Consider the following 16,723-nt stretch of genomic DNA (forward strand, 5'->3'; position numbering starts at 1 on the left):
GGACATGGACTTCGACCTGACCGTAGAACAGCAGCTGTTGCGTGACACGACTCGTGAATTGCTTTCGCGCAGCTACGATATCGAGCGCCTCAACAAGGTGACCGACAGTGAGCTGGGCTGGAGCCGTGAGGTGTGGAATCAACTTGCGGAAGTGGGGATTCTCGGCCTGGGCTTCGACCCCGGCGAGGCAGGCCCGATCGAGGTCATGGTGGTAGCCACCGAGATCGGCAGGCGGCTGGCTCCTGAACCGGTGGCCCACGCCGCCCTGATACCTGGGACACTCATCGCTGAACTGGGCAACGAGCAACAGAAGCAGGTGCTCGACGACGTCGCCTCGGGCAGCAGATTGTTGGCGTTCGCGCATCTGGAGCCGGGGATGCGCCGGCCGTCTGACGACATCGCCACCACCGCACACCATGGACAGGGATGGTCGGTCACAGGTCGCAAGAACCCCGTCCTCGCAGGCGATTCCGCAGATGCCGTGATCGTCAGCGCGAAGCTGCCCGACGGTGGTGTCGGCCTTTTCCTCGTCGACGGATCCGCCACCGAACGGCGGGCGTACCGTACCTTCGACGGCCAGCGCGGCGCTGACATCCATCTCGATTCCGTTGTCGCCGAACCACTCGGCGACGGCGGCGACGCCACCGAGCACATCGCGCGGGCGGTGATCCGCTATCAGTCGACCCTGTGCGCCGAAGCGGTCGGCGCGATGGAGGAGGCGCTGCGGCTGACCACCGAATACCTCACCAGCCGAAAGCAATTCGGGGTGACGCTGAGTAAATTCCAGACGTTGACGCAACGCGCCGCGGACATGTACGTCTCACTCGAGTTGGCCCGCAGCATGAACTTCTATGCCGCGATGTCGATCGCCGACGGCACCTTCGACCCGGTGATCGCGGCGAGGGCCAAGCTGCAGATCGGGCGGTCCGGACGACACATCGCGCAGGAAGCGATTCAACTGCACGGCGGCATCGGGATGACGGCCGAATACCCTGTCGGCCACTACGCCGCCCGGCTCACTGCGATTGGAAACACGTTGGGCACCACCGACGATCACCTTCGGGCATTGGTCGGGCAGATCGGCACCTACGGAACCGTCTTGCTATAGCGCTTGTATGCGCACAAGCGCGCCGAAACTGCGGTCAGATCGCGGTTTCGGCGGAAATCGAGATCTCACCGCAGTCTGGGCGAAAGCGGGTGGGTCAGAAGGCGGCCTCGGGCAGCGTCATGAGGTCGTCATCGAGGTTCTCGACGATGCTGCGGACCGCCGCCAGGTTGGGCAGCATGTTGGCGGCGAAGAACCTCGCGGTCGCGATCTTGCCCCGATAAAACGCCTCGTCGCCCGTGGCCGCCGTCAGCGCGGCGTGGGCCACATTGGCCTGGGCCAGCAGGCGCCACCCGATGATCAGGTCACCGACGGCGAGCAGGTACCGCACCGAGGCGAGGCCGACTTTGTAGATATCCGTTGGCTGTTCAGCCGCCGCCATCAGGTAGCCGGTCATGGTGGCGGTCATCGCCTGGACGTGTTCCAGCGCGGTGCGCAGTTGCGCGCCCTGAGTCTTCAGCTCGGCGTCGCAGGTGTCGATCGTGTTGGTGATCTGGGCCGCCACGTGGGCGAGCGACTCGCCGCGGTCGCGAACGATTTTGCGGAAGAACAGGTCCAGCGCCTGGATCGCGGTGGTGCCCTCATACAGCGAGTCGATCTTGGCGTCGCGGATGTACTGCTCGATCGGATAGTCCTGAAGAAAGCCCGAACCGCCGAGTGTCTGCAGCGACTCGGTCAGCAGCTCGTAGGCCCGTTCCGAGCCCACGCCCTTGACGATCGGCAGCAGCAGATCGTCCACCCGATGCGCCATATCGGGGGTGGCTCCCGACACCAGTTGAGCCACATCGTCGTTCTGGTGGGCTGCGGCGTAGAAGTACAGCGCCCGCAATCCCTCGGCGTACGCCTTCTGCGTCATCAAACTGCGGCGCACATCGGGGTGGTGGATGATCGTCACCCGCGGCGCCGTCTTGTCGGTCATCTGGGTCAAATCGGCACCCTGCACCCGTTCTTTCGCGAATGCCAACGCATTGAGGTAGCCGGTTGACAGCGTGCCCGCCGCCTTGACGCCGATGGTCATCCGCGCGTTCTCGATGACGGTGAACATCTGCGCGATGCCGTTGTGCACGTCGCCGACCAGATAGCCGACGGCCGGAATGCCGTGCGCGCCGAACGTCAATTCGCATGTGGGGGAGGACTTCAGTCCCATCTTGTGTTCGAGGCCCGTCGCGAAGACGCCGTTACGCGGACCGAGTTCGAAGGTCTCGGGGTCGAACAAGAACTTCGGCACGTAGAACAGGCTCAACCCCTTGGTGCCTGGACCCGCGCCCTCTGGACGGGCCAGCACCAAGTGAAAGATGTTCTCGGCGGTGTCGCCGACATCGCCACCGGAGATGAATCGCTTGACACCTTCGATGTGCCAGGTGCCGTCGGGTTGCGCGATGGCCTTGGCGCGGCCCGCGCCGACGTCGGAGCCCGCGTCGGGCTCGGTCAACACCATGGTTGCCGCCCAGCCACGTTCGATACCCATTGCCGCCCAACGCTTCTGCTCGTCGTTGCCTTCGACGAACAGCGCCCGCGCCATCGCAGGGCCCAGCGCCCACCAGAACGCGGCGGACGGGTTGGCGCACACCAGGATCTCGTTGATCGCCCACACCACGGGCGCCGGCGCGGCGATCCCGCCGATCTCTTCGGGAATGCTGACGCGCCACCAGTCCGAATCCTTGATCGCCTGCACCGACTTCGCCAATTCGCCAGGCACGCTGATGGTGTGGTGCTCAGTATCGAAGACGGGCGGATTCCGGTCGGCCGCGGCGAACGATTCGGCCACCGGACCCTCTGCAAGCCGCGCGACCTCGTCGAGCATCGTGCGAACCGTGTCGGCATCGAGATCGCCGTAGCCGTCACCGGCGAGCACGTCGCCGATGCGCAGCACCTCGAACAGGTTGAACTCGATGTCACGGACGTTGGCGATGTAGTGGCCCACGCGATTCCTTCCGCTCGGCAAGCTGTGCAAAGTGTGGCTGAGCGGGGAAAACGTACGCAACCGTAACCAGGCGCAACCTACGGTGACGGAACCGTAGGGTATGAGGTCGGACGTCGATGTGTGACAGGCGTCACACCGAACCCCGGCAGCTCGGCCATCACGTCCGCGCGGGCGCTGTCGAAGCTGAGGAATCCCGCGATCGGCAGGCTTTCCGGCGGGGGATCTTGGTAGCTCCACGCCACATCCTCGATCACCGTGTCGCCGACCACCGCCGCCCAGTACGTCGCGTATCCCTTGTAGTTGCAGTAGCTGCTCGTCGCGGTTCGTCGCAACAAGTCGGTGCGAACCAGGGTGGGATTTACATAGAGGCGGGGATCCAGCGCGGTCTCGAACACGATCACCGTGTCGGTCGTGTCGACCAGTGCCGCGCCTGCCGCGGTGACCCGCAGTCGCCGCTTGGTGGGGCGGCAGTCGACCCGGTGGTACGGATTCGGCGGGTAGTGGACGAGTCGACGCCCTTCCTCCAACCAGGTGTCGACGGCGTCCCACGGCACGTGGACATAGCCCGGCGCGTGCGGTTCGGGGCGCCCGGCGAGGTCGCCGACGCCGTCTGCGGGGAACACGTAGCTGAGTGGGTGGCCGCGTCGGTGCACCAACAACGCCCGCTCGGTGTCGATCACCGTCTGTCCGGCGCGGATGGCCTGTACGCGTCGCGGATGGGGTTCGACGAACACGACATCGTCGGGCAGCGGTGAGGAGAACCAGCCTGCGGGGTCCTCGCTGAGGGGGCCGCGGCCTGCGACGAGACTCATGCCCTCAAATTACGTCACTACGGGCGACCTACGGTGCAAAACACCTGCGACACAACAACGGCGTGAAAGTGCCTATTTCTGGCTCAGCGATTCCAGCCTGGACTCGCCAGCCCGCCCAGCCCGGAGACACCAAGCGGTGCGGGTGCCAACACAACTCGATGCGATGAGGAGTCGTTGGTGAACGTCGAACCCACACAGTTCATTTGAAAACATGTCGGTTTGCTTCATGGAAGATCTGCGCAGAGCGAGGCGTATTAGCAAGTACCGTTCCCCGGCCTGTATCCGTCAACCGCACGCCGGGGACGGCACGGATATTTCGGTGCGATCTCGGCAACGGCCCGGATTGGGTTGCCGGCAACGCTGCAAGAGATCTGTGGATGCCGGAGTCGATTGCCGCTCGGACGGCGAATGACGTTGTCGGGCTGTACTTCACCGTGTATTGCGCTTGGTCCGTGGTCGCATTCGCCTGCCCTGAGGCGGCAGTCGTAATCCTATGAGAACCAAACACTTTCCGGCTGGTCGGCGGGAGGCGTCACGGTCCGATCCTTATGACTGCCTGACACCGGAATGTCAATCTTCTGGAGATTCTCCGATCGAGCGTGATCGCAGTTCACGCCGCCTGCTGGGCCACGGTGGAACGTTGAATAATCCGGGCGCTGCAACCGTTTATGCCAAGGTGGATAACATAGCGATTGTTACTACAAGCATTGATCTGGCTGACTCGACAATTGCCCGCCCGCGGGTTGCGCATCGGAGCTGGTGGATTCGTTACCGCAGCTGGTTCAGCGCCATGGTGCCGCAGCGGACAATACGCACCAGTAAGCCCCAAATCTCGCTGCGCACAGAGTGGTTCATGCAAGACACCTGCATGGCGCGAGAGATGCATCGGCTCTGATGAGACGCCAACGCATTCGACGCTCACACCTTCGGCGCATGGGCCGACCGCGGTCGGCCGGGTATGCACGCTCATGTGACATACCCCCCTTTCCAGCACGCGACCGAAGAGTATGGTCGTGCCGTGCGTTAGCCCCGTTATGACAGGCGCATTGGTGTTGGGGGCGAGCATGAGCGGATTACTCGCCGCCCGAGTACTTTCCGACTTCTACGACACCGTGGTGGTGGTCGAGCGCGATGCGCTACCCGTGGGGCCGGAGATGCGCAGGGGTGTGCCGCAGGCCAGCCACGCGCACGTCCTGCTCACCCGCGGCGTCGAGGTTCTGGCGGACCTGTTCCCTGGGCTGCTCGACGAGCTCGAGGAAGCCGGTGTGCCCAAGTGGGATGACGGGGATCTGTCGCGGCGGGATATCCGGGTAGGCGGCCGCCAGCTGAGCAGGCATGGGCGAATGCGCCGTCCGTTGCGCGACTATCGCCCGAGCCGTCCGCTGTTGGACGATGTCGTCCGTCGTCGTGTTGGCGCCATCGCGAATGTCAGGTTTCTCGAACGCCACGAAGTCGTCTCGTTGACCTCGACCGCAGACAACGGTTGCGTGACCGGTGCCATAGTCGCCAACCGCGCTGCCGACGAAACGTCGACAATTGCGGCAGATCTGGTCGTCGATGCGACCGGGCGCGGGTCGCGGACCCCGGTGTTCCTCGAACAGCTCGGTTATGGAAGACCTGCCGAAGACGAGTTGATGATTCGCCTCACCTACACCAGTCAATGGTTCCAAATCCCGCACGGAACCATGCCCGTCGACGTCGCCGGTGTCTTTCCGGAGCCCGGTCATACCAGCGGGTTCGCCCTGCTGGAGAACGAGGGGGACCGATGGGGGCTGTCTGTCGGGTCGACCGGGCCCAACGAGCCGGCCGAGGATTGCGCCGCCCTCCTCTCGTTCATCGAGGACATCGCTCCGCCCGACGTGTTGAGGGTGCTTCGCGCCGCGCAGCCGCTCGGCGGGGTGAGCAAGCATCGGGTGCCGTCGAACCGGTGGCGCCGATACGACAAGATGCGGAGCATCCCGGAGGGGTTCGTCGTGATCGGGGACGCGTTCTGCAGTTTCAACCCCGTCTATGGCCAAGGTATGACCATCGCAGCGTTGGAAGCCGTCACGCTCAGGGACTGTCTGCGACGGGGCCGGTCGCGATTGCCGCAACGATATTTTCGCGCGACTGGGAAGCTGGTCGGTGCCGCCTGGCGGACCGCGGTGTCGTCGGATTTGAGCCTGCCGGGCGTCACCGGCCCGCGACCACTGTGGATGCGATTGACGAACGCATACCTCGAGCGCCTGCTGACCGCAGCCGAATCCGACCCGGCGGTCACCGCACAATTTCTGAGGGTTGCCGGGATGGTCGACTCCCCGGTGCGGTTACTGCACCCTGGGATGATCCTGCGACTGCTGATCGGTCAACGCCGACCAATCGTGACACCCAACCGGCCGATCGCCGACCTGACGGCCGCCCGGTGACATTTGTCACGCAACCATGAACACGTGCGAAAGCGTTTGAGATGAGGTGGGACCTTTTGACGCCACGCCAAAATTGCCTGTCTGCCAGTGGGATTCATTTCCATCGCGGTGCGCTGTGAGGCAGTAAGGGGTTCGTCCGCTCCAGCTCAGGTGGGTGAACGTCAACCACGACTAGCAGACCGATTGAGAGAAATATGCAGGCGCAGGAATCGCAAACACCACCAGGATCCTTGGCGGATGTGCTGGCCAACGCCGCGAGGCGCTACGGCGACAAAATTGCATTCGTCTACAGCCGCGATGGTGAAGAGGAGACTGCGCGCATCACGTATCGGCAGCTCGACGCTAGGGCGCGAGCGATCGGATCCACGTTGCTTCACCGCGATACGGCCACGGGCACAGCCCTGGTGCTGTGCCCCTCCGGCCTCGACTTCATCGCCGCCATCTTCGGCTGCTTCTACGCAGGGACGGTTGCGATACCGCTGCATCCGCCGGTCCATACCCGGCTGATGACGCGGGTCGCCTCCATCATGGCTGACGCCCACGCCGGCTTCGTGCTCACGACGGCGGAGGTGCAAAGCGAGCTGAAGCCTGTCATCGACGAGATGCCCGATGGCGCAACTCTGCAATGGTGTGCCGTCGACACGGACGTGGCCTATCGCAACGCCGGGGATTTGGCCCTGCCTGAGACCGACGCGCAGGCAACGGCGTTCGTCCAGTACACCTCCGGCTCGACGGGCACCCCCAAGGGTGTCCAGCTGACTCACGGCAACCTGCTGGCCAATCTCAAGGACATGCACAGATTGGTACGCGGCGACGATGTACGGTTGGTGAGTTGGCTGCCAATGCATCACGACATGGGTCTCATCGGTGCAACCCTCGAAGTGATCTACGCCGGGGGCACCGCCTTCCTCATGCCGCCGTCGGCTTTCATTCAGCGCCCGATGCGCTGGCTCGAGATGATCTCCCGCTATCGCGCCGACATCAGCGTGGCCCCCAACTTCGCCTACGACCTGTGCGTTGAACGCAGCACCGCCGAGGAGAGGGCCAAGCTCGACCTGTCCCACTGGACCGCTGCACTCAGTGGCGCAGAACCGGTCCGCGCGGCGACGATGCAGCGCTTCACGGAAGCCTTCGCCCCTGCGGGTTTCCGGCAGCAGGCGTTCAGCCCGGTTTACGGCTTGGCGGAGGCCACCCTGCTGGTGTCCGGCGAACCGGACCGTGATGTGGCGCCGACCGTGCGACACATCGACAAAACCGCGCTGCGGGACAACCGAATCACCTCGGTGCCATCCGATCACGTGAGCGCCATGTCGATCGTGGGTTGCGGGCGTGCGGATGCAAGCCAAGAGATCATCATCGTCGACCCTGACACCGGCACCCGGCGCGCCCCAGACGAAGTGGGGGAGATCTGGATCGCGGGCCCGAATGTCGCGAATGGCTACTGGGGCAAGGAGCCCGAGACAGAGGAGACGTTCAAGGCGCGAACGGCCGACACGGACGAGGGGCCTTTTTTGCGCACGGGAGATTTGGGATTCCTGGCCGCCGATGAAGAGCTGTTCGTCACGGGCCGGCTCAAAGATGTGGTGATCATCCGCGGGCGCAACTACCACCCCACCGACATCGAACTCACTGTGCAGCAGACGCATTCGGGTCTGATGAACGGCCGTGGCGCTGTGTTCTCGGTCGCCGGGGAGTCGGGGCCCGAGCAGCTTGTCGTCGTGCAGGAGGTCGATCGCCAACAGATCGCCGATCCCGACACCGACAAGGTGATCGCCGCGATCCGCACCGCCATCACCGACGAACACCAAATCAAGCCGCACACAATACTTTTGGTGGACGTGCTGAGAATCCCGACCACATCGAGCGGGAAGATTCGCCGCAGCACCTGCAAGCGGGAGTTCGTTGACGGCCGGCTCGAAGCGTTCGCGCAGTGGCAGGCGCCGGAGGTCGGCAACCGGCAGCTGGTCACGGCAGCGACGGCTGAACCACTCGCGCATGCCGGGCGCAGCGCTGAGGAAATTCAAGCCTGGTTCGTGGAGCAACTCGCCGCTGATCTCGGACTGGTAGCCACCGAGATCGACATCACCCAACCATTCGCGGCATACGGTCTCGACTCGGTGCGGTCGATTCAGCTGATGAAGGCGCTGGAATCGTGGATCGGGCGCGAGCTGTCACCGACGCTCGCCTACTCCTATCCGACGATCGAGATACTCGCCGATCACCTGGCCTCCGATGCGCGGCGCGCCGAGCAGGCGCCTAATGAGCCTTCGCCCACCCTCGACGCCGACGAACCCATCGCGATCATCGGAATCGGTTGTCGTTTCCCGGGAGCGGATGGGCCATCGGCGTATTGGCGGATGCTGTGCGACGGCGTGGACGCAGTGCAGAAGGCACCTGAAAGCCGTTGGAAAGAAACCGGTCTCACGGCTGACGCACAGGAATTTGGCGGTTTTCTCGACCAGGTCGACCAGTTCGATGCCGCATTCTTCGGTATCTCCCCACGCGAAGCCGCCCGCATGGATCCGCAGCAGCGCCTGCTGCTGGAAGTGGCGTGGGAGGCGCTCGAGGACGCCGGGCAGGTGCCGGACGAATTGGCAGGCGGCCGCGTCGGTGTGTTCACCGGCATCTCCACCAACGAGTACCAGCACCTCTCGATGCTCCGCCCGGATCTTGCTGACGCCTACAGCGGGACCGGCACCGCGATCAGCATCGCCGCCAACCGGCTCTCCTACACCTTCGACTTCCGCGGGCCGAGTATGTCGATCGACACCGCGTGTTCGTCATCGCTGGTCGCCGTTCACCTCGCGTGCCGCAGTCTGCGCGACGGCGAGTCAACCCTCTCGCTGGCCGGCGGCGTGAACGTCATGCTGACCCGTGAACCGAACGTCAGTTTCTTGAAGACCGGCGTGCTGGCGACAGACGGGCGCTGCAAGACATTCGACTCCCGCGCCGATGGCTGGGTGCGTGGCGAAGGGGCAGGCGTCGTCGTCCTCAAACGGTTGAGTTCCGCGTTGGCCGACGGGGATTCGATCTACGCGGTGATACGCGGTAGTGCGGTCAATCAGGACGGGCGGACGAATGGTTTGATGGCGCCCAGCAGGCAGTCGCAGGAAAGCGTCCTCACCGACGCCTACCGACGCGCAGGCTTGTCGCCGGGCGTGGTGCAGTACGTGGAAGCACAGGGCACGGGCACCCTCCTCGGTGACGCCGTCGAGGCGGACGCCCTTGGCGCGGTGTTGGCCGAGGATAGGGCGCCGAACGAACCCTGCATGATCGGCTCGGTCAAGACGAACATCGGTCACCTGGAAGCCGCCTCGGGAATCGCGGGGCTGATCAAAGTTGCTCTGGCCCTGCAGCATCGGACAGTTCCGCCGACCCTGAACTTCGCGCGGCCCAACCCGAACATCCCCTTCGACAGGCTGCCATTGCGGGTTGCCGAGCGCCTGACACCGTGGCAGGGCAGCGGCCGGGGAGTCGCGGGCGTCAGCGCATTCGGCTTCGGTGGCACCAATGCGCACGTCGTGCTGGCCGAGGCGCCGCAGCTCTCAGCCACGGGCACGGCGGACGACGGCACCGATGACGACATCCAGTTGCTGCCGCTGTCGGCCCGTTCGCCCGAGGCCCTCGTCGAATTGGCGGAGCGCTACGCATCAGCCCTCGCTGACGGGGCTCCCGTCGCTGGCCTCTGCTACACCGCCGGCGTCCGCCGCGCCCACCACGATCACCGACTGGCTGTGGTCGGCCGGACGCGCGACGAACTGTTGGAAGCACTGGCTGCGCACCGAAACGGGCAGCCACATCCCGCTGTGTCGATCGGGCGACGACGTCCGGACCGGCGACCGAACACAGTGTTCGTGTTCGGCGGCGAGGGATCCGAGTGGTGCGGAATGGGCCGACAGCTGTATGCGCAAGAACCCGCCTTCAGGGATGCGCTGACGACGACCGACCGCGCTTTACGCCCCCACCTCACCCGCTCCGTGCTCACCGAGTTGCTCGCCGATCGTCCCGACGGTTATCTCGACGACGTCGACATCGCCGGAGCGGCGGTCTTCGCGATGCAGGTGGCCTTGACGTCTCTGTGGCGGTCGTGGGGGATCGAGCCCACGGCCGTAATCGGCCACAGCATCGGCGAGGTAGCCGCGGCACACGTGGCCGGCGTGCTGAGCCTGGAGGACGCCGCCCGCCTGATCTGTGTGCGCACGCGTCTGGTCCGGCGCACGAGTGATCGGGCGGCGCGCGCCGAACTCAACGAGGTACTCGACGACCTTTCGCCGCAGCCCGCGAAGGTCCCGGTGTACTCCACCGTGACCGGAGACGCGCTGGACGGCCAGCTTCGGCACGATGCTCACTGGATGGCGAATCTCCGTTCACCGATGCGTATTTCGTCAGCAATCCGTCGGCTGGCCGAACGCGGTCACGACACGTTCGTGGAGATCAGCCCGCACCCGTCCATCGGCGAAGACGCGGCTGTGCCTGCGGGGGTTCTGTTGCCGTCCATTCGCTCCGGCGAATCCGAACGCGCGGCCATGCTGACATCGCTTGCCAACCTGTACACCGCCGGACACGCAGTGACCTGGGAACCGCTTCACCCATCGGGCTGCCGACCGGTCGTCGCGCCGACCTACCCGTGGCAGCGGGAACGTTTCTGGCTGGGCGACGCAGCGGCGAGCACGCCCGACGAGGAGGTCCTGGAGCCGGAAGTCGGCTTGATGGCCGCACTGAGCCGTGCCAATCAGCGGGAGCGCCAACAGCTCCTGACGGAGTATCTGCGTGATCATGTCGCGGCCAGAATCGACATGGCGCCGTCGCGCCTCGACGTCGAACTGCCACTGATCAGCTTCGGGATCGACTCTCTGATCGCGGCGGAACTGCGCGCACAAGTCGAGTGCGACACCGGCATCGTGGTGCCTCTCACCACGCTGTTGGACGGGCCAAGCGTCGTCGGGCTGGCCAATTGGCTCGCCGCCGCGTTCTCCGAGTCGGGCAGGCACGAATCGACTGCGAGGGGGTCTACCGACCGAAGTGTGGTCGCGGCCGACTCGAACGCGGGGACAGATGATTTCGGCAATGCACGGTGGAGCGATTTGCTCACGCAGGTGGAGGAAGTGTCGGACGACGACGTCGATGCTCTACTCCGCGAAATATTGAATGTTGGTGAGGCTGCTAATGACAGAGACCATTGGTCGTGACGTAGACATTGCGGACATCGCGGGCCTGTCCGCTGACGAAAAGCGGGCACTGCTGTCGCGGTTGCTGCGCGAAAAGGCGGAGTCTTCCGCGTCAACGCATCGGCTGTCCTTCGGGCAGCGATCACTGTGGCTCATGGAGAATCTCTCGCCAGGCAGCCCCGCACACATCATCACGTATGCGGGTTTGATCAGCGGCGAACTCGACGTAAATGCGCTGGAACGCGCCGCTCAGGCTCTTGTCGATCGAAATGCCGTCTTGCGCACCACTTATGGCGTCCGCGACGGCCAACCGATACAGCGGGTGCACCCACGTTGGCGGTTGAGGATGGCTCGACACGACCTCGACCCCGGCGAGTACGGACTGCAGGACTGGCTGCGTCGGGAGTCGAGCCGCCCCTTCGACCTCGAAACCGGGCCGGTATTCCGGCTCACCCTGCTGAGGCGCGGACCGCAGGACCACGTACTGGTCCTGGCCATCCATCACATCGCAGTAGACTTCTGGTCGCTCGATATCCTTCTCGACGAGCTTCGCCTGCTCTACGCCGCGCAGTTCGGCGCAGAGGCGCCCGACGGGTGCGCGGACACCTATGTCGAGCATGCCCGCAGGCAGAACCTCGCGCTGGAAGGTGAGTACGGGGACCGCCTCTGGAAGTATTGGCGTGAGCAGCTTTCCGGTGAATTGCCCGTCACCAACCTGCCGATCGACCGCCCGCGACGGCAGGCGCAGACCTATCGCGGTGCGGTACATCATTTCACGATCGACGCCGAACTCACCGCCGAGTGCAAGGAGATCGGCCGTCGTGCGGGAGCGACGCCGTACATGACCCTGCTCGCCGCGTACGCCGCTCTGCTGCACCGCTACAACGGCCAATCCGACCTGCCGATCGGATCACCGTTCGCCTGCCGGGAATCCGCGGCGATCCAGGAACTCGTCGGATACCTTGCCAACCCGTTGGTCCTGCGCGTCGATATGAGCGGCGACCCCACGTTCGCCGCCCTGCTGGGGCGCATCAAGCAGACAGTGCTTGGGGCACTGGAACATCAGGAATATCCGTTCAGCCTGCTTGTGGAGCGGCTGCATCCGGTCCGGGATCCGAGTCACGCACCGCTGTTCCAGGTCAGCTTCGCGTGGGAGCAGGTCCGTCGTTTCCGCGATGCGGGCAGTTCTGCAGCGGCCGGCGTGAACTCGCTGAACCTGACGTCGGTGCACATCGGCCAGGGCGGCGCGCTGAGCGACCTGATGATGATGATGGGCGAATTGGACGGACGGCTGATCGGCGCATTGCAGTACAACACCGACCTCTTCGACCAGGCCACCATCGAGCGAATGTCCGGACACTTCCTCACGCTGCTACATGGTGTCGTGGCCGACCCCGACAAGCGGTTGTCCCAGTTGCCGGTGCTCACGGACGACGAGTCGCGGGAGCAGAAGGCATGGAATCAAACGCAGGTAACTTACGACGCTCCCGAATGCTTACACGAGTTGGTCGCGCAAACGGCCCAACGCCATCCCGCTGCGGTGGCGGTGTCCTTCGAGGACCGGCAACTGACGTACGGCGAACTCGACCGGCGCGCCGACGCGCTGGCGCACCGGCTTCAGACCCTGGGCGTCGGGTCTGACACCCTCGTTCCGGTCCTCCTCGACCGCTCGGAGGATCTGGTCATCGCCCTGCTCGCCGCGCTCAAGGCCGGCGGCGCGTTCATGCCCCTCGATCCGGCGCAGCCGGCGAATCGCATTGCCACCATGCTGTCGGGCGTGCCCGGCGCACCGGTCTGCCTCACACACCAACGCCATCTCGACAGGCTGACCGGATTCACCGGTGAGCCGGTGTGCCTCGATGCTCCTTCACCGTCTCTGGTCGAGCACGCCAGCCCGTCCTCGGTCGGCGTGACAGCGCGCAACCTCGCCTACGTCGTGCACACCTCGGGGTCTACCGGCACGCCCAAGGGTGCGCTGAACACCCACGGCGGCATCCGAAACCGGCTGCTGTGGATGCAGCAGACCGACCCACTCGGTGTCGGTGACCGTGTACTACACCAAACTCCGGTGGCCTTCGATGTTTCGGTGCTTGAGATTTTCTGGCCGCTGATCGCCGGTGCGCAGATCGTCGTCGCGAAACCCGACGGACACACAGATGTCGAGTACATCGCCAACAGCATCGCTGAAAACCAGGTCACCGCAGCCTTTTTCGTACCCACTACGTTGCGGTCGTTCCTCGCCCAACCGGCGGCGAAGGACTGCGTCGCGCTGCGCCACGTGTCGTGCGGCGGCGACATCGTGCCCTACGAACTCACGCAGCGATTCCACGCCACTCTGAACGCCGAGTTGTGGAACGAATACGGCCCTGCCGAGGCCGCCGTCACGGCCACCTATTTCCACTGCAAGCGGGGTGCGTCGGGGCCATCGGTTCCGATCGGCAGGCCGATCGCCAATGTCCGCGTCTATCTGCTTGACGCACAACGGCAACCGGTGCCTGTTGGTGTCGTCGGTGACCTCTACATCGGCGGCGCAGGCGTCGGGCGCGGTTACCTCAATCGACCGGACGCAACGTCCGCGAGCTTCTCGCCCGACCCGTTCGCAGAGGGTCAGCTCATGTATCGCACCGGCGACCTGGCGCGGTATCGGCCCGACGGCAACATCGAGTATGTCGGACGCCGCGACAATCAGGTGAAGGTTCGCGGCGTACGAATCGAACTGGGGGAGATCGAGGCCGCACTGGTCAAGCACCCCGCTATCCGGGACGCCGCAGTGGTGGCGGGGCCTGACGACCGCGGGAACACGCGACTGGTCGCACATCTGGTCACGGGCGGCCAGGATCGGCCCGGCACCACTGAGATGCGCCTGTTCCTGCGCGACCAGTTGCCGGCATCAATGGTGCCTGCGGTGTTCTGTTTCACCGAGGCGCTGCCGCAGACCCCGAGCGGAAAGGTGGATCGCCGCGCGTTGATGGCGGCCGCCGCCGCCGCGCCGACCCCCGACCGCGAGTTCGTCGCCCCACGCACACCGGCCGAGAAGACCCTGGCGGAGATCTGGTCCGAGGTGCTCGAAGTGGAAAGCGTTGGCATACACGACGATTTCTTCGCGCTCGGCGGCTGCTCGACCCACAGCATGGAGGTCACCGTCAAGGCCAAGGCGGCGGGCATCCCGCTGACGCCGGAAGCGGTGTTCGTGTGTGGCACGATCGCCGAACTGGCCGCCCAACACGAAGGCGGGTCAGAGGAAACCACTGACGGCGGCGACGAAAAACCTACGCAGCAGGGTGGCAGCACGGTGATCGAGAGCATCGGCACGTACCTACCGGCCGAGGTCGTCTCGACAGACGCGGTTGTCGCGGGGTGCACGGCCGAGGTCGGTATCCCGCTGGGGCGCCTGACCGGCATCTTGAACAGGCGCGTCGTCGGGCCCGGCGAATATGCGATCGACCTCGCCCGACAGGCCATCGATGACTGCATGGCGCGTTCGAGTCACGAACCGGACGACATCGATCTGATCATCGCGTGCAACACCTCTCGATACGACGGGCCGGAATTCAAGCTGGTATTCGAGCCAGGCACCGCGGTGCGACTGCGAGACCGCTGCGGCCTGACCAACGCGCTGGCCTTCGACATCAGCAACGCCTGTGCCGGGATGTGGACCGGCATCACCGTTGCCGACGCGTATCTGCGGACCGGCCAGATTCGGCGCGCGATGGTGGTCAGCGGCGAGTACATCAGCCTGCTTGCCGAGACGGCGCAGAAGGAGATCGAAGGCCCGATGGACCCGCGTCTGGCGTGCCTCACCCTCGGCGACGCAGGCGCAGCGGTGATTCTGGAGCGTAGTGCCAACGACCGCATCGGGTTCCACGACATCGACATGGCCACGCTGGGCGCGTACAGCAGGCTTTGCGTCGCGAAACCAACCGAGGAGCAGCACGGGGGAGCGGTGATGGTCACCGATTCCATCGCGGCGACGGTCGTCGCGGTCAAGGCGGCGGTACCCTACGTCGCCGCGGTGATGCGACGGCACGGATGGCGGCCGCAGACTTCGGACCACCTTCTGATCCACCAGACATCTGAATCGTCCCTCAAGGATGCGATGCTCGCGATCAACAGGGAGTTCGGGAAGACCGCCGCCCATCCGGGTAACACGATCTTCAACCTGACTGAGCGTGGTAACACCGCAAGCACATCACACTGGGTGGCGCTCAAGGATCACATGCTCAACAACCGCATCCAATCAGGAGATCGCACAGTGTTCGGTATCAGCGGCTCCGGGCAGACCGTCGGCGCCGCACTGTACACCTTCGACGATCTACCCGACCGCCTGCGCCATGGCCGCACAAGCCGCCGGGCACAGGGTGTTACGGCATTGAAAAGTGCCGATGTCAAGGCCACACCACGGGTGCGGATCGCGGGGGTGGGCACCGTTCCCGCGGATGTGGCGGGAACGGGCTCGGTGCAGAACGCGGTACGCGCCGCCAAGTCGTGCCTCGGCAACGCCCGTCTCGAGCCGTCACAGCTCGGCCTGCTGATACACGCAGGGGTGTACCGGGACGAGTTCATCGGCGAACCGGCCATCGCGACGTTCATCGCCGGCGACATCGGCGCCAACGACGACATCCGATCCGCAGACGGCACAAAGACTCTGGCTTTCGACGTGTTGAACGGTGCAGTCGGGTTCCTCAACGCCTGCCAGGTCGCCACTCAGATGATCGGCGGAGGAAAAGTCGAGAACGCGATGGTGGTGACCTCGGAGACGGAGAACAATGCCTCAGCAGGTGAACACCCACTGCTGGGCGTTCAACAAACCGGGTCAGCCGTTGTACTCAGGAAAAGCGACGACTCGGTCGGGTTCGGCAGGTTCGTGTTCCACTACGATCCCGAACACGCCGATGCGCTGACCACTTACACTCGGCAGGCTGGCGGCCGGACCTGGTTGCAGATCGACCGTGAACCCAAACTCGCCACCCACTACCTGGACATGGTGCCCGCCGCTGTCGAAGAACTGCTTGGAATGGAGAACCTGCACTGCTCGGATATCAAGGTGGTGGTGCCGCCGTTCCTGCCGGCAGATGACCGCGCGGAGTTGGCGCACCGCATCGGTATCGACATCGGGCGGTTCGTCGAATTCGACGGTGAGGCCGATCCTTTCACATCATCAGTGCCGCTGGGCATCGATCGTGCGGTGCGCCAACGACTGGCGCAACCGGGTGACATCGGTCTGATCGTGACCGTCGGTTCGGGCCTGCAGGTCGGCTGCACCACGTACCGGTTCTGAGGTTCCAGTGACGCGATCCACTCCAACAGGC

General features: G+C 64.8%; 6 protein-coding genes. 4 read left to right on the top strand and 2 right to left on the bottom strand.

Annotation, left to right across the window (positions count from 1 at the left end; translation table 11 throughout):
• The first annotated feature begins 4 nt into the window (after positions 1–4).
• The gene (locus ACGFK1_RS03055) at positions 5–1,108 is read left to right on the top strand and encodes an acyl-CoA dehydrogenase family protein (protein ID WP_393425355.1); all 1,104 of its coding nucleotides are present in this window, start codon (positions 5–7) and stop codon (positions 1,106–1,108) included.
• 94 nt (positions 1,109–1,202) lie between these two features.
• Here the strand turns inward: ACGFK1_RS03055 and ACGFK1_RS03060 are convergent, their stop codons facing one another.
• Both ACGFK1_RS03060 and ACGFK1_RS03065 read right to left on the bottom strand, forming a co-directional pair.
• Positions 1,203–3,029, bottom strand: a complete 1,827-nt coding sequence (locus tag ACGFK1_RS03060) for an acyl-CoA dehydrogenase (protein WP_393425358.1) — start codon at positions 3,027–3,029, stop codon at positions 1,203–1,205.
• A gap of 77 nt (positions 3,030–3,106) precedes the next feature.
• Positions 3,107–3,841, bottom strand: a complete 735-nt coding sequence (locus ACGFK1_RS03065; protein WP_393425361.1) for a DUF427 domain-containing protein — start codon at positions 3,839–3,841, stop codon at positions 3,107–3,109.
• Positions 3,842–4,875: 1,034 nt separating this feature from the next.
• Between ACGFK1_RS03065 and ACGFK1_RS03070 the strand changes: the two genes are divergently transcribed.
• The 3 genes from ACGFK1_RS03070 to ACGFK1_RS03080 all read left to right on the top strand — a co-directional run bounded on the left by ACGFK1_RS03070 (position 4,876) and on the right by ACGFK1_RS03080 (position 16,692).
• A complete protein-coding gene (locus ACGFK1_RS03070; protein ID WP_393425364.1) occupies positions 4,876–6,246 on the top strand; it encodes an FAD-dependent oxidoreductase in 1,371 nt (456 codons plus the stop codon).
• A 194-nt stretch (positions 6,247–6,440) separates the two neighbouring features.
• The gene (locus tag ACGFK1_RS03075) at positions 6,441–11,435 is read left to right on the top strand and encodes a beta-ketoacyl synthase N-terminal-like domain-containing protein (RefSeq protein WP_393425367.1); all 4,995 of its coding nucleotides are present in this window, start codon (positions 6,441–6,443) and stop codon (positions 11,433–11,435) included.
• Complete coding sequence (locus ACGFK1_RS03080) at positions 11,413–16,692, top strand: amino acid adenylation domain-containing protein (protein WP_393425370.1); 5,280 nt, start codon at positions 11,413–11,415, stop codon at positions 16,690–16,692. Before ACGFK1_RS03075 ends, ACGFK1_RS03080 begins: the two co-directional genes overlap by 23 nt.
• Positions 16,693–16,723: the final 31 nt, after the last annotated feature.

Source organism: Mycobacterium sp. NPDC048908 (assembly GCF_043197955.1).
Taxonomy (GTDB): Bacteria; Actinomycetota; Actinomycetes; order Mycobacteriales; family Mycobacteriaceae; genus Mycobacterium.